This window comes from Bradyrhizobium sp. USDA 376 (assembly GCF_054063675.1).
On sequence record NZ_JBSSGN010000001.1, the window covers coordinates 311,991 to 333,877 of the forward strand.

Sequence of the window (21,887 nt, forward strand, 5' to 3'; positions counted from 1 at the left end):
AGGCGCGTCAGCCCATTGCTGATGGCCTAGAGCCGCTGGAGGCCGGTCGAAAGTGTCTCGGGCAGGCTGTCGAGCTGATTGTGATCCACATTCAGGCGGCGCACCTCGGCCAAAATGGGCGCAGGCAAGGCGGTAAGGGACCGAGACGACAGATCTAGCGGCTGATTGAGATCACCCGTCCCCCGCCAAGCCGACGTTCGGCTTACCGCTTGTTGCCGATCCCCATGTTGCCCCTGCCCGTCTTCGGCAGCCCAGTTGGCCAGCACCTCCTCCGGCGAGGCAACCGCTCCGGCAGCGGACGTGTGCACGCCGGCCAAGGTCTCTCCCCACAGCGGTGCGGCCGGAGAGCCTGGTTCGGAGCTTTCCAAATCGGAAGTTGCGGAAGGAATACGAGTGACGAGCTGTTCTGTGTTCATCGATATCGTTTCTTCGGTAGCAAAATGAAGCGAATGCGCCGGGGCGGCGCATCTTAGAACCGCCAATCCTCCACTATGGCTGACGCGCCACCGGCCCACAAGGAGTGAGGTGCGATCCCACAAGCGTGCCGACAGGCACGAATGGCCCGGATACGCTTCTGCAACTAGCACCCACTGCAGACAGTGTAGCGAATCCAGACGGCGTTTCGCTCGCGGATCAATTGATATTGCAGTCCACCGGTCTCGCCTGCGAGCTCTGCGCCCATTGAGCCAAGCCTGCAAGGGAGTAGCGGCGCTCATGATACGAGCGCCACCTGTCGATAACCTGACGCAGTCCGGAGCGACGAAATGACGGATGGCGTTTGTAATTCCGTAACCTTGGGCTCAGCTCTCCGCAGACGAATCACTTTGTGCTGGACCGGCTGGTGGCGGGTGCCGGTCCGCCGGCAGCAGCGCGTTTAGGCCGGCAACTTTGCTGTGACGTGAGGCGAGGCGGCCATACTTCTCCCCGGGGTCAAACGCTTGGGCGATAGCTGAGCTCAAAAGCTTGCAGCCTATCGCGCTAACGCGCTTGGCTACGAGACGCAGCGCGCCCCGATGTCAACACCGCGGGCTCGCTAATTCTCTTCGACGCGGAGTTCCCAGCCATTTTAACATTGGTCACGTGAACCGGCAAACGGCGATCGGGCGGCTCTTCACGGTATCCTTCCGACTGGATAATCGGACAGGTGCATCTGTCACTGGTACGACAGATTTTCTGTGTCGAGCTCAGTGTAGCCTAGCTGCGCCGCGACCAAATAACTCGAGCAGCTAGTGCGCCTTGTTGATCTCGCGTTAAACACGCTTAACCCTATGAGCGCTGGAATTGTGCAGGACACACGTTCGCGGCGCATTGAAACCGCGAGGATCTGCCGCGATTTCTCGCCAAACGCGCGGCGTAGGATAATATTGACTTATAAGCGTCGCATACATCGGACTTCTCGCCTCCTCCGGACACGAGCGGGCGATACGCCGTTGTCGGCTCAACTATCCGGCAGGAATGCGGAGCCAGGGAACGACCGCTCGACGAGCATCGCCATGTTTTACACTTAAGGATCAACATCCGTGATGACTTCGATTGATGATACGCTAAGTGAGATCAGATGGCTGCGAAACGGAATCTGGCGCTGCCGCCGGCTACTTAACACCGACCTGCCTGGCACCGAACGCAAGGCCCTTGAGAAGCGTCTGCATGAACAGCTCTCTGCCTTTGAACGGCTCTCGTCGACGGCGTTTCCTTTCGCCTTGAGCTCTAAAGTGTATTCGGTCAGGAGCACCACAATCGGGCGAAGCGACTCCCCTGAAGCGCCCATAGAGAACGCCGCAATGGTATCAAGCGGTTGCATGGGGAAATCGATCAGCGGCTAACAAAAGAGGTTTCCTAGCCCAATCTGTTACAGCTCAGTCTAGCCGAAGGTAATCCTGAGAAATCTAAGGCAACCGCGATGAAACAAACGCGCTGATATTCCGGCAATCATTGGCTGTCGCAGCCGACTTAGCCACTTCCGCAAAAATACGTAGTCGCGGGCCACAATGCCATAAATTGATGACAGTACGGTCCACTGCCTCCACAGCTGACGCTGATTGCCCTTGGGACCAGCCACAGAGAGACGAAAGCAACTTCACAAAACCTCGAAGCCGCGAATGGCTACAGCGCTGAACAAAGCGCAACTGCTGCAGCACGAAACTCGAAATTCAAGGCCGCACCACGCCTGGGCAACTGTATCGCTAATCGAGCCAATCCAATCACGGATCGGTCCCACCCAGCCGACTGCGCCTCGGCAGGCTGATGCTCCAGCCCGGTCGACCTTCAGCCACCAAGCTGGCCAACCCCGCCGCCCGTCAGTCTGAATACTTCACTATCGTTCGAGTTCGCAACTGCCGCGTCTCTCGATGAGGGCCTACCGGGCGCTTGTTGAGCGACTGTCTCGGTGCATCGTTTTCGTTTGCCGCGGTTGGCATCATGCGCCGGCATTCGCGGTGCAAGTTTTTGAAATTGTCCCTAAGACAAAACATGGCCACGTCAACATCGCTACGGCCTGTAAAGCGGTCACAGAAGCGGATCACGTCTGATTTGCACGACGCCAAGACTTCCTCGGCTCGCCGATCTCGCGCGCGAGCGTGTCCTGTGCACCATGTCGCAGCGATCGCGATCGCAGCGAGGACGGCTGCAAAGCGATGCGCATTGCAAGTCCAGCCCATTCGTCGCTCTTGATTGACCAAACCCCTCATAAGACGCCTGTGCTTCTCTGTTTTTCTTTGCCCCGAGAGGTGATCTGTTTACCGGATTGGAATGCCTCGGCAGCCATGAGTCTCGCTTCTCGCGGGCCGGCTGCAATGATTGCCGCGCTCCGAATCATTATCCCGCCACTCGCAACACGCATTGCGAAGACCGCGACAAACAGAGATCGGCCGTTTAGCACTTATGTGCCCATGTTGGCTCCCAATATGGTTTTCTGCTTCGCCATGCCTACAACCTGACGTTACGGTCGATTCAAGCACTTTGAGCGCGCGGGCACCGCATATCATCTCGGTCAGCGCTTTCGCCAAGCGACCGTCTACAGGCCTTCTCCGCCGAGTAGATCGGATGGCGCGTCAGTCGGATGGCATGGCGTTGTGCATCATTGACGAGCTCTACGGCCGCATATTCGCCAAAGCACGATCTCGAACGCGAGAGGCTTGGCATGATCCTTGGGTGCCGCCTCACGGCCCTGCATGTGCGGTTGGAGACGCGAGCGTCAAAGTCCTACAATAGGATGCGGCGATTTAAGACGCGGAGTGGAGACAGATAAAACGCCTCCCTTGCCGCTAACCGCCCAGTTATCACTTCGAACGGCACGCGGATTGCTGGGTAAGTATCAGCCAGTTGCCGGGAAGGAAGCGGCTCAGGCGGAGCCGGAGTTCCAATGAGACTTATTCGATTCATGTTAATCGACCTGGCGCTGATGCTGGTCGCACCTGAGAGTGCAGAGGCTACGATCAGCTACTGGGCAGACTTCAAATCGGCTCGCGAAGCTGTGGGATCATTGATGCCGATTTCCGGCCGCGGGCCAGTATTCAGCTTTGGCGTGAGCCGGCATCTTTGCCCCCCAACCTCTCAAGCCGCGCCATTCAACATTCACCAGAAGGCCTCGGCCCGGCCAAGCAGACCAAAGACCTCGCGTTGCTGGAAAGGCGGCGCTTAACTCTTAAGGTAAGCGCGCCGGCCACCGTACCGATTGCCACGATCCACCGGCGTGGAGCTGCTCAACAAGGCTCCGGACTTGAAACCGCTCTGCACGCCTCCCTCCCACTTTATACCCTCTTGCGAGCAGCAGCGCCGTGCTGGAGCGGAATAGACTGGATGGCCAGCAGCATAACGATCACCTCCAGTGCAGCCGCTAGGCTCCTCACTTAGATGGAAGATACAGCACATGGGCGGGTTCACCAAAGAAGCCAAGAAGGGCTATATTGAGGTTGCCTTCAACGGCTCGCTCGCGAGCATTCTGCTTGATACGCAGTTCAGCGTACCGGCCAAAGGCGTCACAGCGATTTTTGGTCCGCCTGGGTGCGGCAAAACTACACTCGCGCGCTGCATCGCTGGCGTGCAGCGTCTGCCGAATGGCTTCTGTGCGATTGATGGGGAGATTTGGCAAGATGAGACGACGTTTCGACCGCCTCATCTGCGTCGCGTCGCATATGTATTTCAGCTACCGATCCTCTCTTCTCATTTGTCGGTACGACGCACCCTTTTATACAACGCGTCAAACTCGGAACCGACACTGATCGATTTTGATGGTGTGGTCGAATTGCTCGGCTTGGCGCCACTGCTCGAGCGTACGCCATCACATCTTTCCAAGACCGAGCGGCAGCGACTTGCCCTTGGCAGTGCGCTGCTAGGCCAGCCTCGGCTACTCCTGCTGGACGATCCACTCATTGTGCGCGACCGCTCCGCCAAATGCGAGATCCTGCCATTTCTCGAACGCATCCTGCAATCGCTTGCGTTGCCGATGATCTACATCAGCCATGACATCACCGATATCGAACGTCTCGCCGATCATCTCGTCATGATGAAAGATGGCACCGTGACTGCGGCCGGTCCGCTCAATGTCACCCAGAGCGACCCGGCGCTCGCCAGCCGCAGTGAAGCGGCAATCTGTCTGGATACTATGGTCGGCGGTTATGACGGGCGCTACGGGCTGGTCAAGCTCCGCCTCAAATCCGCGCGCTTTCTGATACCAGCAGTACCGCTAAGGCCGGGCGCAAGGCTGCGGCTGCGCATCGCTGCCGGCGACGTCAGCATTGCGTGCGAACCTCCGCGCGCAAGCTCTATCCTCAATGTATTTCGAGCACGCATAACGGCCTCTCTGCCGCACGGCGATGCTGAGGTCACCTTGGTTCTGACCCTTGAAACTGGCCACTCTGGCGTGCCGCTTTTGGCGCGCATCACGCGCCGCTCCTTTGATGCCCTACGGCTCAGTATTGGAGCGGAAGTATTCGCGGAAGAGCTATGCGGGAAACTGGGTGATGACGGAATGAGATAGGCGGCGTATCGAGGCGGGTGTCGAGCCTGCCAGAACCTCAAGGAGAGCGATACGCCATGAACGAGCATAGCAACATTGTCCCACTGCGTCAGCCCGATGAGATCGACGATCCACTGACGAATATTTTGCGATCTGGTGCTCGGCAGCTGCTTGCGCAGGCTGTCGAGATGGAAGCCGAGGCGTTTCTCGCCGCGATGAAGGGCTTGAAGCTTCCCGATGGCCGCGACCGCCTCGTGCGGCACGGCCATGGTCCAGTGCGGACGATCCAGACGGGGATCGGCGCCGTCGAAGTCGCCCGGGTAAAGATTCGCGATCGCGCGGTGACCAGCGATGGCGAGCGGATCCGCTTCACCTCGGCGATCCTGCCGTTGTGGGCACGGCGCACGAAGAGCTTGGATGCACTTTTGCCGGTTCTGTACCTGCGAGGCATCTCGACGGGCGACTTCCAGGAGGCGCTGGCGGCGCTCCTGGGCAAGGATGCGCCGAATCTTTCTCCGGCGGTGGTTTCCAGACTGACGACGGAGTGGCAGCTCGAGTACGAGCGTTGGCAGAAGCGCGATCTGTCGGCGCGCCGGTACGTATACGTGTGGGCGGACGGCGTCTTCCTGCAGGCTCGCATGGAAGACCACAGCGAATGCATGCTGGTGCTGATCGGCGCGACGCCGGAAGGCAAGAAGGAACTCATCGGCTTCCAGGTCGGCGTGCGCGAGAGCACGCAGAGCTGGCACGAACTGCTCGTCGAGGCGAAAACCCGTGGGCTGAAGATCGCCCCGGAAATCGCCGTCGGTGACGGCGCGCTCGGCTTCTGGAAGGCGCTCGACGAGGTCTTTCCCGCCACGCGACATCAGCGGTGCTGGGTGCACAAAACCGCGAATATCTTGAACAAAGTCGCAGTGTCGGTACAGGCCAGCATGAAGAAGGATCTGCGCGAGGTCTATTTGGCGTCCAACCGAGCTTCGGCCGAAGTGGCGATCGATGTCTTTGCCGAGAAATACGGAGCGAAGTACGACAAGGCGGTCGAGTGCCTGACGAAAGATCGCGACGCAATGCTTGCGTTCTACGAATTCCCCGCCGAGCATTGGGACCACTTGCGGACGACGAATCCCATCGAAAGCGTGTTCGCGACGGTCCGGCACAGAACGGTGCGCACGAAAGGTTCGTTATCGTCAACGACTGCCAAGTTGATGGTGTTCAAGCTGCTCTGCGCCGCATCAAAGACCTGGCGGCGGCTGAAAGGCACAAATCAGTTGCCGAAGGTCAGCGCAGGTGTCAGATTCGAAAACGGCATCGAGGTCATCCAAGTGCCGGAAAACCACGCCGCCTGATCGCCTCGTCACCCAAAATCCCGCATAGCTCTTCGCGGAAGTCGCGCGCGCCGTTCCGCTCGGGCTGCCGAGCGGTGGCTTGCAAGGCCTGCCACATCCCCATGAGCACCTTGGACGGCTATGTCTGGACGCGAGAAACACACCAGCAAGATCGCGGCCATCATCGATAGTCTAGATGAGATAGATTCGAATAGCGCTCCGGGCAGTTCTTTACCTGCCAAAGACGATCTTGAGGCTACCTGCCGATTCCGCTTTGGATGTCGCGCAGCGAGGAAGGCATCACCTTACAGGTGCAGCGGCACTCGAGGGGGGCACACACATTATGCTCGCAAGCGAACGTTGCGAGGGGAGAACAGATCTCGATTTCCCAACCGTTCGGCAGCAGAACAATCCGGTCTTGACAAAAACGGTTGCCGAGGCTGCGCCCGCCGTCTCCCGGGCGCTTCGCAGCAGGACCCCATCTCCTTGCGATCAGCAAATTCGCCAAACAACGGGAATGAGCTGACCGGACCTGCGCGCCGAATCGTTACGATAGCCAGGCGTACCGGACTTAACAGACGTTCCGAAAAACATGCCTTGCGGCCGGCGCCGTTCAACCCCAGCTGCGGCTATTGGTCGGAACGATACCGGGCGGCGCACGCCCATCGAAACCCTTCGCCATTTGCGGAAGCCGCCTTAGCTCCCGCGTCCGCTGCTGCGCCGCCTCGATGCCTTGCGAACGCGCCGATTGTGGACCTTGAACGGCACGACGTCGCAGTTACCAGCGGCGAGCGCCAAACTGCCATAGCCCGGCCAGGCCGGCTGTGCAGTGCCTACCGGTCGGGGACGAGATTGCTTCGGTTTAGGTCTGGCTGCCGTCTTCCCGCCAACCGCGTAGCCAGCGCCCGTGTACTTTCGTGCTCAAAGGCGCCTGTATCCAAGCCGCTGGGCTGGTCTTGTTGCGCCAATTCTAGGTCTAAGAATGCGTGGCATATGGTTTGCTCCACCAGTGAGGTCACGATCTACAAAAGCAAGTTTGTGAGGACACCATGCTCGGAATTGGAAGTCAGTTGCCGCCATTCGACATCACAGGCGTGAAGCCCGGTTTTCAAGCGCAGGAAGAGGAAGGGCAGAGTGCGTTTGAGACGCTGACCGAAATGAGCTTTCCGGAGAAATGGAAGATCATCTTCTTTTACCCAAAGGACTTTACCTTCGTCTGCCCGACAGAGATCGCAGAATTTGCTCGGCTTTCCAAGGAATTCGCTGACCGAGATGCGGTTGTACTGGGTGGCTCGACTGACAACGAGTTCTGCAAGCTTGCTTGGCGGCGCTCACATGTCGACCTGCACAATCTACCAATCTGGCAATTTGCCGACACAAAGGGAACGCTCGTCGATGGCCTCGGGGTGCGTTCACCCGAAGGGGTTGCCTATCGTTATACCTTCATTGTTGACCCCCAAAACACGATTCAGCACGTCTATGCGACCAATCTGAGTGTGGGCCGCAGTCCTAAGGACACACTCCGCGTTCTAGACGCGCTGCAAACCGACGAGCTCTGTCCCTGCAACCGCGAAATCGGCGGGGAAACACTGAAGGTTGCGTGACGCAGCATGTCGCCGATCGAACAAATCTACGACAAGATTCCCGATTTCGCGAAGGATGTCAGGATTAACTTGACCTCCTTGATGGCCGATGAGACGCTTTCGCCGCGGCGAAAATACGGGGTGCTGGTAGCGAGTGCAGTTGCCACCCGCAATTCAGCCCTGATTGCCGCGGTGGAATCGGCAGCCTCGGGCGTGATGACATCTGTGGCGATCGCCGCAGCGAAAGCTGCGGCCTCCGTAGTGGTAATGAACAATGTCTACTACCGCTTCGTTCACCTCGCTTCCAACCCAGAATACAAGACGATGCCGCCGCGGCTGCGCATGGACGTGATTGGCAATCCCGGCGTGGACAAGTCCGATTTCGAGCTGTGGTCGCTTGCTGTCTCCTCCATAAACGGCTGCGGTATCTGCATTGATGCCCATGAGAGGACATTGAGAGCCGCGGGCGTCAATTCGGAGACGATCCAGACCGCCGTGCGCTTTGCTGCGATCACACAGTCAGTGGCGATCGCACTCGAGGCCGCTGGGCCTGCCTCCCCTCAGGCAGGAGACTGATCTTTTCTCTGCCATCAGATCGACGGCATCGTGGCGCTACTCAGTGGCGCCACAACGAGCCTTTTGCTGGCTTATCTGCATGTCACGTCTTGCGTCGCGTTGCGATGACGGGTGTCTTCTCAAACAACCCGGCGCTATGCAGGTGACAGTGAGCGCGCCACAGATACAGTGAGATTGCGTCGGCTAACGCCGCACCACCCTTCGCTCTGTCATCACCCAAACTTGAACAGAACACCATATCCGCCGCGCGGGTGGCTCCATTCGATGTCGCCGGTCGGCTCGGCGATCACGCGGCAGGTACCGCATTCAATGCAGCCATCAACTGTAACTTCGACCTGGCCGTTGTCGTTGAGCTCGTAGCATCGCGCCGGGCAGGCCTTCAAAAGTGTGAGGAGCTGCGGCGATGGCGTCTTGTGCGCACGTACCCTGACGTGAGGGTGCCCGGCGTCGACAAGATAACGGTTGTAGTACAGCTTGTCTTCGACGCGCACGGAGGGTTCGACATTCATGCTTTTGCCTTCCACTGTTGGACTTCACACTGTCGCGATCACCGCCAGGCCCTGGCAAAACGGTAAGCATCGCCGACCAGACCTGACCATGACCGCGTCTTGACAAAGGATTTGAGGCTCGCCTTCTCCTTCTCAACCTTGGGCGTACCATCGACGCGCACAAAGTTCTGCATCGCCTTGGAGATAAGCTGCGGATAAGTGAGAAAGAAATTTTCGGAGTGGGTATGCATGAGGGGTGGCAAATCCTTGTACTTCTTGAGATCTTTGATGACGAAAGAATCGTCCAACATCTTTTTGTAGATTGAGAGATTTGTTGCACTCATCGGTTCGCCGCGCGATTTGACCAGACCTATCGCTTCGGCCGCGATACGGCCCGATGTCATCGCGAGATTGGAGCCCTCACGATGAACGGCATTGTTGAGTTGGGCGGCATCGCCCACGACGACCCAGCCCTCCCCATAAAGCTGTGGGATCGATTTGTAACCGCCTTCGGGAATGAGATGCGCCGAATATTCCTTTACTTCGGACCCTGCTATCAGTGGCGCCACAGAGGGATGCCTTTTGAATTCATCGAGCAGGCCATACGGCGTTTGGCCCGTGCGTTGGAAGTCGGCGACGAGACAACCGATGCCAAGCGAAATGCACTCTTTGTTGGCGTAGATGAAACCCATCCCGGTCATGCCGCGGGAAATGGTACCGGCAGCCTCTATCACGACGCCTTCATCCCCCTTAAGATTGAAGCGTGCTTCGATGGTTTCACGGGGCAAGAAGTGCATTTCCTTCACCGCGAGCGCAACGTTATCGGGTGCCGGACGGGCGCGCAGGCCCGCACGCGTGCCGAGCAAGCCATTGACCCCTTCGGCCAGAACGACGACGTCAGCATGTATCTCGCCGTCACGGCGATCTGTACGAACACCGACGACCCTGTTACGATCGTCCTGCGCGAGCTCTGTGACGGTGGTCTCGCAAAGCACGATCGCGCCAGCTTCCCGCACCTTTGAAGAAAACCATTTGTCAAACTGGGCGCGTATAATCGTATAGCGGTTCGGCCTCTGCTCGTTGAAGTCCTCCGAACGGTAGTGCATGCCGACATGCGAGCGATCGTCCATCATCCAGAACCGCTGTTCGATCAGGTGGCGTTCGAGTGGCGCCTCCTCTCGAAACTCGGGGATCAGCTTTTCCATCATGTCGGCATAGAGGATGGCCCCCTGCACATTTTTCGATCCGGGATATTCGCCCCGCTCGAGCTGCAGCACCTTCATGCCCTGTTTGGCCATCGTCAATGCCGCCGCGTTGCCGGCCATACCGGCTCCGACCACGATCGCATCGAATCTCTCTTCAATCATCAATATCTCCTCTAGACCGCGATCCTGGCGCGCGAATCTGGCAGAAGCCGCGCGCGAAATGCAGCCGTCAGGGCTGGCAACAATTGCATAGCATCACTGACGATCGCGAGATGGGCGAAGTCGAAGATCGGAGCGTTTTTGTCCGTGTTAACGGCGACGATCAGATCCGCGCCCTCGACGCCGACCCGGTGCTGGATCGCACCGGAAATGCCCGCGGCAATATAGAGCTTCGGCCGGATGGTTTTGCCTGTCTGACCGATTTGCCGGTCAGACGTAACCCAGCCCTTTTGCACGAGAGGACGCGAGCAGCCATATTCAGCCCCAAGCAGAGCTGCGAGCTCGCGTACCAACCGGAAGTTCTCAGGCGATCCCAGTCCAAGGCCGCCCGCAACCACAACATCGGCATAGGCCAGAGTGGAAGTTTCTGCATCGCGGTCGGGTAGGAAGGACAATACTTTCGTGACTATATCGTCTTCTACAAGGCCGAGCGGATGAACGACGATACGAGCGGCATCGCGCATAACGCGTGCAGGCATCGGCATCACTCGCGGGCGGACCGTGGCCATCTGCGGGCGGTAATTCAAGGTATAGATTGTGCACAGCAACGAGCCGCCAAAAGTTGGCCGCGTCGCCGCAAGTGAACCGTCGGCGTCCACGTCCAGCGTGGTGCAGTCGGCAGTAAGCCCCGTCGATAGATTCGTCGCCACGGAACCTGCGAGATCGCGACCAAGCGTCGTGGCACCCAACAGTAATATCTCGGGCTTGTAGGTGTTGACGAGTTCGGTGAGCGCTTTCGTATAAGATTCGTTGCGGTAATCCGACAACACATTGTCGCTCACGAGATAGGCCAGATCGGCGCCGTAGCAAAAGGCTTCAAGTGCGGCGTTGCGTGTGTGCTGCCCCTCCGGACCGACAACGACAGCGGCAAGATTCACCTTTAGCCTGTCGGCAAGACCACGCCCCGCACCCATGAGCTCCCAGGAAACGGGATGCACTTGGCCCCGCTCCAGCTCGACGAAGACCCAGACGTGCTTGTACGACTTGAAGTGCTCCGGCAGTTCTTTTTTGGCTGCTCCGCGGCCGGCCCCTGCTGGCATCGCCGTTTTGCTGACCTTGCTCATAGTCTAAATTCCTCTGGAGATAGGCGCGCCCGCGCCACGGGTTGCTTTTTCGCTTTCGTTAACCGAAGTTCACTTTTGGCCGGCAAGTGGCTGGCTGCTCTGCCCGCCTGCGCGCTCGGACCAGTCGCACCACAATACGCGTCGTCGCAATTGGCGCACCCATTCGGCCGGCTTTAGAGGGATCTTGCAAACTGAATCCTTGGGTGCCGGGCTCGACGAGCGCCACCGTGGCCGGCCAGGACGAGGTGATCCTGACCGGCCACTTCCATGCCTTAGTTGACTAGTCCGTTCGCGGCGCCTCGCCGGTACCATCGATGGAGGTCCTGGCAAGGCTTCTGTCACGCGACCGTGCCGAGCCTCCAGCGCTGGCACTCCGTGTGGGAGGAGGGCACCACTTTTCGTAACGCAGTTTCTATCTGCGATGAGATGCAGACACATTTGAGCGGGATCGGGGGCCGATTTGATGCGGACGCTACTGTGCATAGCCGCCGCAAGAGCCGCGCGAAGGGGACACCTATTATTGACTACCATCTCACCGTCACTACGAAACTGCGACCGCGTCAAAGACCGTTGCGAACAGACCTGACGGCATCGTAGGCCTCGATATGATGCCGCAGGGGGGCTCGGCAGGCACTGTAAGCAGCATCATGGGTCCTCCTTCAAACTCACCGCGGGCGCCACCATCTGTCGGCATCGATGATCAGATCAGCAGGACAACAGCAAGTGTCGTACCAGTTGCAAAGACGATTGAAGTCAGTGGGACGTATTGGCTTGCGCCACACATCAAACAGCTGCTGATACCTGGTCACGAATAATCCGGACATGGGTCGGGAATACGACAGCCGTTGGCCGGGCCATGACTAAGAGACTTGCCGCGATAAATAGAAAGCCGCATTAACGGAGCGCCTCGGCGTCCGCCGGACAGACTTCGCTTACAGTGGAACGCTAGGTCACTTCAACTCGCTCAAAGGAACGAAGGCCGCAGCCTTCTTGGAGTCTGAGACGGCATCCTTCAAAACCTTGAACACTCGCTCGTCGATCGGTGACGATGCCACGAAATCTCCATATGCCCGTTCCAGCATCGCCTTGCATCGAGTTCTGATTTCCGGCTCTGCGGCACCAGCAAATTTCTCCTGTGCGAGGTATTGTCCCATGCGCTTCAAAATGTGAAGGCGCGCGACATTCACGATCTTAGGGTCGTACTCGACGCCAAGCAGCGAAAAAAACTCCTCTGCCGATGAGGCCTTGCCGAGTCGATCTAGAATACCGGTTGCTGGGGATGAGCTGATCATCGAATATTCTCCTTCGGTTTAGCTCTGGTGAGCGCCCACATTGAGCGGATCCGAAACAGTAACGACAACGCGCCCGCGGGTTTTGCGGTTGCGCTCAATCTGATGAGAACTCGGTGACGGCGCGGAAAGACTTCTCATGACTGACACCTGAAGTTCGCGGGCCCGGTATATCCTAACACTTGGTTGACCTTTTCCATCGTTAGCTCCTGATGACTACACAGCCCGAAGACGGCATGGATATTGTGGCAAGGGACCACATATTTCATCGACACCCTTGCGTCGACCCTCGCGTCGGCGCCTCTTTCCCGGGTCCGTGCGGCACTCCATCATGGTAAGCGGAAGATCTGCTTCGATAATTGCGCGGACGCGATGTTTTTGTTGACCGCGCCCGCCGTTACCGCCGCAGTCTTTGTGATCCTAACGGCCGACCTAGTGCAAGAAGTCACGCTTCTCTTTATGACCTTGTTCAGCAAATGCATCGTGGCAAATGCGACAGCGCTATGAGGCCGAACGCGTTGCCCTTTGGTGCGACAGGTCCGTTGCGGCGCACCAACACGGGTGAACTGTAGCCTAGCACTCGATCTTGCCGCCTTAACCACACGGCCGTCCGCTCGCATCCAAGTTGGTGATCCGCGCCCTCCTCCGACCTGCGGCCTACAAATGCGGTGAAGCCTTTTCGGATAACGATGCGACTGCGGTCTCTCCTGGCGTTTCAGATGCCCGGCCGCTGGACACAGCCGGCCATGCTGCGGCCTGCAACAGCAAATCGCGCCGACGCTCGGCCATCCGGCTCTCACCGCTTTCTTCACCGAAACAGATGTTGAATTCGTTACATTGATTGCACACGGGTGTCGTGCACATCGCAAGGCCTTCGTCCTCGCAAAGCATGCGGTAGAAGAAGCGCTTCCAACGCATATTGTTGACATTGCTCGCGGCGAGCGGCGCGAAATGCCGGCTCATCACGAGCGAGAGTTCGCCACGATCACGCAAGCCGAGAGCTTCCCAAAGATGGTCCGGCTCCATGGCGCGGCGCGCGATCATCGCAGCCAGCCACCGGCCGATATCCCCTTCCGTCGAGCGATGCTTGAGCAACAGATCGCGAAGCATTGCGATCTCCTCATCCTCTTCCCGCTTGAAGGGCGCGGCCTGCTCCGGGGCCCTGATCCCGGTTGGGAGAAAGTGCTGCTCCAGTAAGACCGCCAATTCAACGCCGGACAGGCCAACTTTCTCAGACAGACAGCCACCATCCATCGTGGCAGCCGCCAGGATAGACGCCAGGGCATGGCGATCGAGATTGCTGTCGATGGCGATATCGGCATTTGCAGGATGTTCACCGGTGAGCAGCCGGTAGGTTGAAATTCCCTTGTGCAACTGGCTATTGGCGTCAGCAGCACAGGCAGTCGTGAACGGAAGGACGTGCGGCTCGGACATAACTCTGCGGTTTTTCACAATGCGTGGTTCGTCACGGCGCACTCTGGTTTTCGCGGCCGATCGTCAGTATGCCGCCCCCCCCCGGGAAGGGGGGTGAGGGAGACCGGCATCTGTCGCTCGCCTTCGCAAGGCGGCGACTCGCGGCCTTTACGAGGCTGCGAGTTCGGCGGCGGTTTTGCCGATGATTGATTCATCCACGGCCTTTATAATGCCATGCTCCATCAGCATGTCCTCGAGCTCATCCATTGAGATCGGGGTCGGGATGATGCCCTTGCCGCCATTATTGTGAACCTTGGCCGCTAGTTTCCGATAGTGATCAGCCTGCTTGGAATCGGGTGCATATTCAAGCACCGTCATGCGACGCAGCTCTGCATGCTGCACCACATTGTCACGCGGCACGAAGTAGATCAGTTGAGTGCCAAGCTTCTTGGCCAACGCTTCCGCCAGTTCCAATTCCTTGTCGGTCTGCCGCTCGTTGCAGATCAGGCCGCCCAACCGCACCCCACCTGAGTTCGCGTATTTCAGGATCCCCTTGGAAATATTGTTTGCGGCATACATTGCCATCATTTCACCAGACATCACGATGTAGATCTCCTGCGCCTTGTTTTCGCGGATTGGCATCGCAAAGCCACCGCAAACAACGTCGCCAAGCACATCGTAAGAAACATAGTCAATGTTCTCGTAGGCTCCGTTCTCTTCAAGAAAATTGATCGAGGTGATGACACCGCGGCCGGCGCAGCCGACACCTGGCTCAGGGCCACCGGACTCAACGCAGCGAATGTCCTGGTAGCCAACCTTCATTACGTCCTCGAGCTCTAGATCCTCCACGCTGCCGGCGCTCGCGGCAAGACTCAAAATCGTGTCTTGAGCCTTGGCGTGCAGAATAAGGCGAGTCGAGTCCGCTTTCGGATCGCACCCTACAATCAGGATCTTCTGACCCATCTCTGCCAGCGCCGCTAGCGTGTTCTGCGAAGTGGTGGACTTGCCGATTCCGCCCTTCCCGTAGAAGGCGATTTGTCTTAGTGAAGCCATGCTGCTCTCCATCAACCGATTTGCCAAACGTTGCGCGCTTCTTTTGCGAGCTTTGCTTCCCTCGCAGAAGCGGGGGCACACGGGTTCAAGGGAAGGAGCGCATCGCTCGCCTTACACGTCGGCGTGCACTCAGCCCTCACTCAGTGTTGCTGCCGCTTATCAGCAACAGCCGTGCCAAGGTCTAACCCGGCACCTTAAGCTTCTGATTACGTTTCCAAAAGCAACCAGCCGGCGCGCGATCGTAGGCTGTTTTGGATCTGACAAGATCTGCCCGGCTGTCAGACAACGAACAAACAATCGCAAACATGAACGCCAACAGCCAAATAGGCTGACTTAGCCGATGCCGCCATTGTGGAACAGAACTTGCTGCCGCTCGCGCAAGCTCAGCCATGTGAGGAGTAAAGATGCCGGACGGAGTCAAAATGAGACGGGCCAGCGGCTTTGCAAATTCGCTGAGGGCGCACCATGCGCTGATATTGACGTTGACTGTCAAGAACTTCGAATGGCTCCCGGGAAGCAGCAGCCCTGTGCTATTCGCCCAGCATAGCACGCCTACATAGGTACGCCGTGGCTACAATCATCTTTTATCAGAAGCCCGGCTGCGCCACGAACGCGCGTCAGATTCAAGCGCTAAAGTCCGCCGGTCATGACGTGGCCGTCCAGGACATCTTGAAGGAGCCATGGCATGCGGACGAATTGCGCAGCTTCTTTCGCAATATGCCCGTCGGCTCCTGGTTCAACCGAGCCGCGCCTCGTGTCAAGTCGGGCGAAGTCAATCTCGATTCTATCGACGCGGCGAGCGCACTCGCATTGATGGTGAGTGATCCACTCCTGATACGACGACCGTTGATCGACTTAGACGGAATACGATGTGCCGGGCTCGATCGCGAGCCCGCGCTGTCGCTGCTTGGCCACCAGACGCAGGAGCATCTCCAGGGATGCCTGCACCAAGCAACTCGCACGCGCTGCCCGAAGATGGGATCAAGCGAATGAGCCTGTTCCGGACGATCACACCAGAAGAATGACGTTCTCGACTTGCGGCTTGCTTGGCGCGAGTATTTCCTTTAGCAAAACGTGTTTCGCAGCTGTGATCCTGATGCAACTGAGCGGCACGATCGCTCCCATATTTGATTGGTATCAAATCTTTCGCCGTTCCTTATGTGTGACAGAGACCTTGCGCGGCTTCTCGCGCGACTTTTGGAATGGAGAATTCGATGAGAGCAAGAACAGTCCTGGCAACTGTATCGGTCTTCGCGCTAGCGACCTCGTTGGCCAGCAACTCGGTACGTGGTGCTGATCTGGGTCCGGCGCCGGTCTACTATAAAGCTCCCCCTATTGAACCCCGCAACCCGTGGATGATCCGCCTGCGCGTGCTTGGCGTTTTGCCGGATACCGCAGGCAGTTCCGTCAACGTTCCAGGGACGCCGTTGCTGTCATCACCCAACTCTGGGCTTTCGATCAGCGATCAAGCTATACCAGAGCTCGACATCACCTATTTCTTCACAGCTAACTTAGCCGCCGAACTCATTCTCGGCGTGACCAGCCATCACGTCAGCGGCAATGGCGCGCTCACAGGGCTCGATATCGGCAAAGCCTGGCTCTTGCCTCCTACACTGACCCTGCAATATCACTTCACCGATTTTGGGCCGCTTAAGCCCTATGTCGGCGCGGGCATCAACTACACTGTATTCTTCAACCAATCGGCAGCCAATACTTCGCTCGCCGGGCTTTCCGTCACGGATCTAAACATCAAAAACCAATTCGGCGCGGCAGTCCAATTCGGTTTCGATTACATGCTCGATCGCCACTGGGGCCTCAACTTTGACGTTAAAAAGCTGTGGCTGCGGCCGGAGTACTCGGCCACCTTAAACAATGCGATTGCCGTTACGGGCCGCGCCCATATTGATCCATGGCTCGTCAGCGGCGGCGTCGCTTACAAGTTCTGACGTTAGAGCAGAGCCAGAGTGGAGAGGCCGTTTGATAAACTCGGATCCCAGCAGGATCATCGAGCTCGTCTCCTACTCTCGCCGGACTGACACGGAAAGCCGGCTGACGCGCCATCGACGCGTCAGCTCGCAAGAGAGGGAACCGCTGGCGTTGCTCGCGCTGCAAGTTACGAATCGCGCAGCACGTGAGTAACATTACACAAACGTCGACTCAGAATATGATCATACGTCTGTTTCGCCACGCTTAAGACCGAAGCCATTTTCCCATTTGCCTGATAAGAAGGCGATACGCCGCTGACAGCCTAATCTTGGCCGCGAAGTGCCCGGTTAATCTCAGACGATCCGCATGCTAGCTAACCCGGCAAGCGGCCGCCAAGCGACGCCTCTAGCTTCGCTTGAGCACTATCACAAGCCGGTCGACACGTTGGCCGTGCTTGAGGTGGGATATGACGATCTCGTCGACATCCTCAGGCGTGGTCGCGCGATACCAGACTCCGTCGGGATAGACAACCAGCAAAGGACCAGAGTTACAAAAGCCAAGGCAGCCCGCAGTCGCGAAGCCAATATCGTCGAGGCCTTGCGCTTCGATCGCCTTGCCCATTCGATCCCACAGAGCTTGCGCGCCGGAGGCGCCACAACTTCCGTGGGGATGGTTTGGCGGACGCTGCGTGTTGCACGCAAAGACATGGTGCCTATAGAGTTGAGGGAGATGAAATTCTTTTTCTGAGTTCACGCGCCTATCCTCTGATAGTGAATTTCAGCTGTCGGGATGAGATGTGAGCGCATAGCCGCCCGCAATGTCCAACGATGACCGTCCATTGGCGCATGGACACCTGCTGACACCAACTCCCGCTTGCGAAGGCAGTCGGAATGGTCGGGCGCCTTACTCGCTGTCGTCGCTGAGATGAGCGATAGGCACCTTCACGTCCGAAGGTCGCCTGCTGATCAATGACAACCTCTTCTCCCGGCATCGAGACCTCTCATTCATGCAACAATCCCCCCGATCAACTTTCTCGAAGAGCAAGTTGCACACCAAATGCGTCATAGCGCGCCTCACAATTGAGGGAAGTTGCGGCAATGCCGACGTTCTCGCCGCTATCAGCGATTGAATGCCCATGGCCTCGCTCAGAACAATAATGTCGGCCGGAGAGGCGGCGTCGCCCTCGATCTGTTCACTCATCAAATCGCGGTTACCGGTTCGCTCAACCCGGCCCCGTCGTTTCCTGCTTTAAGGTATCGACAGCAGTTCGGCTCAACCGGAATACCCCGCGGCCACGAGCGAGCGGCTGATAAGCCGAGCTGGCACGGGTGTTGAGGACATCGAACCACCCGTTCGGAGTGAGCTTCCCTGGACGCTGGCCGATTTGTATCACCCGCCCATTCGGGGCGAAGCGGACGTGGATGATGATTTGTTACAAGCTCATACCGATTCCTTATTTTGGCCGCTTACGATCACGAGCTGACACCCGACAAGCTCGACTGTAATGTGGTCGATTTCGAATATCTTAGCGGGACTCCTTCACGTGATTGCAGATGCGCGTCGTAGCACTGCTCGACCATGCGACACCACTCCAAGACATCATCGGTAGGCTTGCACAGCACTGCGCCGTATTCGGCCGGCTCATTGCTCACGGCCCAACATTCCTTTGGCCAATGCGATCCCGGTCGCCCGCGTTGAGTGTCGAACTCACGCATCACGCCCCGCCCGCGGCGCAGCTGGACAAAGGGACCCATGCCGTCGCTATCGGCAGCAAGCAGCCGTTCGATCTCGATCAATTCCTCGGTCGTGATCGCCATCGTCGTTCTTCTATCCTCGGGGACGGTGGTCCTTCATTGCCAGAACAGGCGCTCAGGATCCGCATTCAATTCGTCGATTGCAGGGATCAAGCGATGATAGAGGCTGTAAAATTCCCAGACTCCCCCGCATGATTTTTGCGAAACAGCTTCCAGATCCCGGTCACGCCATCATAAAGGATCAGCGCGACATCGACGAGCGCGCCATCCTTGTCGATATTGCGCGAGCAGCAGGGACTCTCGATGCAGTAGCCGCCCCACACGGGCGTCACGTTTGGCGAGACGTAGAGATAGCGCTTCCGCGCGCTCAAGCCGCGTTCGATCCGTTTGCGATCAAGCTCGTTGAGATGACGCGCCAACCCCGGTTTTACTTTCCTCATCAGTGCGGAATTCATGATGAAAGCCTCCCTTCAATGCCTTTTGATGTTCTCTTGAACTCCAGCAGATGAGCAGCTCCTCACCAAAATCAACGATAAAGATAGGCTCATGCGCTTTGTTGTTGAGAGTATCGATGACGGTCTGGCGGCTCGGCCTGGCGGCGAGCGAAGCTCCGTCCGTCTCCGTATCGACCGATGAGCGGTGCTTGATCAGGTCGGCTGTCGGTTTACCCCGCTGGCCCACCAATATTTTGGAAAACCTCGCTGAGTCATGACTCCTCCGGTAGTGGCAAATCATCGACCTCCTCGCCTGCATCCACTGGCTCAAGTTCCTTGCGTTTCATGCCAACGCGGTAGCCGCTTTCCAAAAACTCCACGCCGTAGATGTAGAATTGCTGCAAGAACGTGCCGATCGAGACGACGTAGCCCACCTCCCCCTTCTTGACCAAGACGTCTCCGATCTCCTTGCCGGGATAGGTGCCATCATTCCGGATGACGCGATTGGCGCGAAGCTTTTGGCCAAAGCTGAAGGCGGGTGGGTCGCTTAGCTCGACGGCGTCGCTATCCCGGAGAATTCTGTTCATATTTCGCTCCTCATGCACCGACGGCGCGGGGGCACGCCGAGGGGACACTCTGCTCCGCATCACGAGGCGCCCTCGAGCGCCGAAATGTCGCCAGGCTGTGCTGCCCGCCAGCAACAGCCCCATCGCAGGAATCCAGAGCGGCCACCGTCCGTAAGAGCAGACGCCGGCGCCTGCGGAGCCGCCAGTTCGCAGCGCGACGTTTGGGACGTGTTCAGCACCAGCGATTGCATTGCCGGTCAGGCTCCACACTTCAGACGGGCGCCTGGTAGCGAGGCAAGGCCCTGTCAACCACGCAGGTGTTGTCGACCGGACAGGCAGCGGCACATTGCGGTTCGTCAAAATGCCCCACGCATTCGCTGCATTTCGCCGCTTCAATGACAAAGTTTCCCCCCTTCTCCGAAATAGCAACGTTCGGGCATAAAGGCTCGCAAGCTGAGCAGCTCGTGCACTGCGAGGCGATGATTTTGAATGGCACATATTCCTCCTTACGCCGCAGAGATCCGATCTCCAGGCCAACGCGGGGGCACGCCGCGCTGCACATGCTGGATCTCCCCGCGCTTTACTTTGCCGACATAGGCCCTGAACCAAGCGATCGTCGACTTCTCAATGTACTCATAGGCGAATTGATCGACCGGCTCGATCCCAGCCTTGATCAGGCCGCTCTTGGGGCAGCCGCCGATCTTAGCCACGAAGACCGCGTGGCAGTCACGGATGTCGCGCATGATCACGGATAGCCTATCTTCCTCGCCATAGCCGGCCTGGCAGTAACCCTCCACACGACGTAGCCCGACGAACTTGGCGCCGGATGTGGAGAGCTCGTACAGTTGGAATTCCTTTGCATGTCCAAAGTGCTCGTTGATCAATCCCGAGCCCTTAGTTGCGACGGCTACTAGAACAGTGATCGCGCTCATCTCTCCGGAGACTCCCGCCAACTCCTTTTGACCGGCCGCGACTTTGGAGACGCGCTCATTCTCTACCCTTTTTTGATAAGCCTTGCGCATCTCTAGGTCATAATGGACGTCCATTTTCATCACCTGATCATTGGTGAACTCCGCGCTGCGATCCTCGCCGAGTAGACCGACCGCATCAGCGCGGCACTGCCGGCAATGCCGCATCATGTTTATCTTCCCTTCGCAAGCATCTTGCAGCGTCTTCAATTCTTGAGCCGTCGGACCGCGCTGACCGTTGAGGCCAAATGCTGTTCCGTGCTCGGGTACGGAGATCAGCGGCATGATATTGTGAAGGAAGGCACCGCGCGACGTGACCGCCTTGTTGACCTCGACCAGGTGGTCATCATTGATATTGGGGATCATCACCGAGTTGATCTTGCACAAAATGCCCCGTTCGCTAAGCATCTCGAGCCCTTGAAGCTGGCGATTGGTGAGTATCCTTGCCGCCTCGATGCCGGTGTATCGCTTGTGGTTGAAGAAGATCCATGGATAAATCTTGGCTCCGATTTCAGGATCGACCATGTTGATGGTGATGGTGACGTGGTCAACTTTGGCCCTCACGATGGTATCGACATAGTCTGGCAGCGCTAGTCCGTTGGTTGACAGACACAGCTTGATGTCAGGAGCAGCCTCGGTGACCAACGCGAGCGTTTTGAACGTCTTTGCTGGATTGGCCAGGGCATCGCCGGGACCAGCGATGCCAAGTACCGTCATCTGCGGAATGGTCGTCGCGACCGCGATCACTTTTCTCACTGCCTGCTCAGGGGTGAGCTTCTCGCTCACCACACCCGGACGCGATTCATTGGCGCAGTCGTATTTTCGGTTGCAGTAGTTGCACTGGATATTGCAGGCAGGTGCGACCGCGACATGCATGCGAGCGTAATGATGGTGCGCATCCTCGCTGTAACAGGGATGGTTTTTCACCCTTTCCCAGATTTCGACCGGCAGATCGCCTCGGCCGGCCTGCGAGCCGCAGCTCGCCCGCCCGGTCTTCGCCGAAGCGCGGCAGCCCTTATGCTCGGTTATGGACTGCATGATCTTCCCGCTATTGACCGCTGCTTTGA

Annotated in this window: 19 protein-coding genes and 1 pseudogene; 6 read left to right on the forward strand and 14 right to left on the reverse strand. The window is 58.0% G+C overall.

Features of this window, described 5'->3' with window-relative positions; all coding sequences use genetic code 11:
- Positions 1–26: 26 nt before the first annotated feature.
- Positions 27–416: a hypothetical protein gene (locus ACVJ19_RS01315; protein ID WP_014497954.1), complete on the reverse strand. Its 390-nt coding sequence runs from the start codon at positions 414–416 to the stop codon at positions 27–29.
- A 3,452-nt stretch (positions 417–3,868) separates the two neighbouring features.
- Here ACVJ19_RS01315 and modC point away from each other — a divergent pair.
- From modC to ACVJ19_RS01335, 4 genes are all read left to right on the forward strand, one after another.
- Positions 3,869–4,978, forward strand: coding sequence for a molybdenum ABC transporter ATP-binding protein (modC, locus tag ACVJ19_RS01320; protein WP_014497956.1), 1,110 nt, complete (start codon positions 3,869–3,871; stop codon positions 4,976–4,978).
- Positions 4,979–5,034: 56 nt separating this feature from the next.
- The gene (locus ACVJ19_RS01325) at positions 5,035–6,303 is read left to right on the forward strand and encodes an IS256 family transposase (protein ID WP_014497957.1); all 1,269 of its coding nucleotides are present in this window, start codon (positions 5,035–5,037) and stop codon (positions 6,301–6,303) included.
- A 1,028-nt stretch (positions 6,304–7,331) separates the two neighbouring features.
- On the forward strand, positions 7,332–7,886 hold the full coding sequence (locus ACVJ19_RS01330) for a peroxiredoxin (protein ID WP_011084586.1): 555 nt from the start codon (positions 7,332–7,334) through the stop codon (positions 7,884–7,886).
- Between the two features lie 6 nt (positions 7,887–7,892).
- On the forward strand, positions 7,893–8,441 hold the full coding sequence (locus tag ACVJ19_RS01335; protein ID WP_011084585.1) for a carboxymuconolactone decarboxylase family protein: 549 nt from the start codon (positions 7,893–7,895) through the stop codon (positions 8,439–8,441).
- A gap of 212 nt (positions 8,442–8,653) precedes the next feature.
- Here ACVJ19_RS01335 and ACVJ19_RS01340 read toward each other — a convergent pair whose 3' ends face one another.
- From ACVJ19_RS01340 to ACVJ19_RS01370, 7 genes are all read right to left on the reverse strand, one after another.
- Entirely contained in the window at positions 8,654–8,950 is a 297-nt protein-coding gene (locus ACVJ19_RS01340; protein ID WP_011084584.1) for a ferredoxin family protein, read from the reverse strand.
- A 38-nt stretch (positions 8,951–8,988) separates the two neighbouring features.
- Positions 8,989–10,296 carry an FAD-dependent monooxygenase gene (locus tag ACVJ19_RS01345; protein ID WP_011084583.1) on the reverse strand — a complete coding sequence of 436 codons (1,308 nt, stop codon included), beginning with the start codon at positions 10,294–10,296 and terminating at the stop codon, positions 8,989–8,991.
- 11 nt (positions 10,297–10,307) lie between these two features.
- Complete coding sequence (locus tag ACVJ19_RS01350) at positions 10,308–11,417, reverse strand: electron transfer flavoprotein subunit alpha/FixB family protein (protein WP_014497958.1); 1,110 nt, start codon at positions 11,415–11,417, stop codon at positions 10,308–10,310.
- Between the two features lie 950 nt (positions 11,418–12,367).
- Entirely contained in the window at positions 12,368–12,709 is a 342-nt protein-coding gene (gene nifW, locus ACVJ19_RS01355) for a nitrogenase stabilizing/protective protein NifW (protein ID WP_011084580.1), read from the reverse strand.
- A gap of 654 nt (positions 12,710–13,363) precedes the next feature.
- A complete protein-coding gene (locus ACVJ19_RS01360; protein ID WP_011084579.1) occupies positions 13,364–14,182 on the reverse strand; it encodes a nitrogen fixation protein NifQ in 819 nt (272 codons plus the stop codon).
- 105 nt (positions 14,183–14,287) lie between these two features.
- A complete protein-coding gene (nifH, locus tag ACVJ19_RS01365; protein ID WP_011084578.1) occupies positions 14,288–15,172 on the reverse strand; it encodes a nitrogenase iron protein in 885 nt (294 codons plus the stop codon).
- 181 nt (positions 15,173–15,353) lie between these two features.
- Positions 15,354–15,665, reverse strand: a complete 312-nt coding sequence (locus ACVJ19_RS01370) for a hypothetical protein (protein WP_161170736.1) — start codon at positions 15,663–15,665, stop codon at positions 15,354–15,356.
- Positions 15,666–15,739: 74 nt separating this feature from the next.
- Between ACVJ19_RS01370 and ACVJ19_RS01375 the strand changes: the two genes are divergently transcribed.
- Entirely contained in the window at positions 15,740–16,165 is a 426-nt protein-coding gene (locus ACVJ19_RS01375; protein WP_453947811.1) for an ArsC/Spx/MgsR family protein, read from the forward strand.
- A 209-nt stretch (positions 16,166–16,374) separates the two neighbouring features.
- Entirely contained in the window at positions 16,375–17,118 is a 744-nt protein-coding gene (locus ACVJ19_RS01380; RefSeq protein WP_018647470.1) for an OmpW/AlkL family protein, read from the forward strand.
- Between the two features lie 385 nt (positions 17,119–17,503).
- On the opposite strand, the gene ACVJ19_RS01385 is transcribed toward ACVJ19_RS01380, so the two are convergent.
- The 6 genes and pseudogenes from ACVJ19_RS01385 to nifB form a co-directional block, all read right to left on the reverse strand.
- Positions 17,504–17,851: a (2Fe-2S) ferredoxin domain-containing protein gene (locus ACVJ19_RS01385; RefSeq protein WP_011084574.1), complete on the reverse strand. Its 348-nt coding sequence runs from the start codon at positions 17,849–17,851 to the stop codon at positions 17,504–17,506.
- Positions 17,852–18,570: 719 nt separating this feature from the next.
- Positions 18,571–18,915 (reverse strand): hypothetical protein, encoded by a 345-nt coding sequence (locus ACVJ19_RS01390; protein ID WP_011084572.1) that lies wholly within the window; start codon positions 18,913–18,915, stop codon positions 18,571–18,573.
- Between the two features lie 33 nt (positions 18,916–18,948).
- Positions 18,949–19,307, reverse strand: a pseudogene (locus ACVJ19_RS01395) (DUF3024 domain-containing protein).
- A 251-nt stretch (positions 19,308–19,558) separates the two neighbouring features.
- A complete protein-coding gene (locus tag ACVJ19_RS01400) occupies positions 19,559–19,873 on the reverse strand; it encodes a nitrogen fixation protein NifZ (RefSeq protein ID WP_028153326.1) in 315 nt (104 codons plus the stop codon).
- Positions 19,874–20,123: 250 nt separating this feature from the next.
- Entirely contained in the window at positions 20,124–20,348 is a 225-nt protein-coding gene (locus ACVJ19_RS01405; protein WP_011084569.1) for a 4Fe-4S binding protein, read from the reverse strand.
- Positions 20,349–20,358: 10 nt separating this feature from the next.
- On the reverse strand, positions 20,359–21,858 hold the full coding sequence (gene nifB, locus ACVJ19_RS01410) for a nitrogenase cofactor biosynthesis protein NifB (RefSeq protein ID WP_011084568.1): 1,500 nt from the start codon (positions 21,856–21,858) through the stop codon (positions 20,359–20,361).
- Positions 21,859–21,887 lie beyond the last annotated feature (29 nt).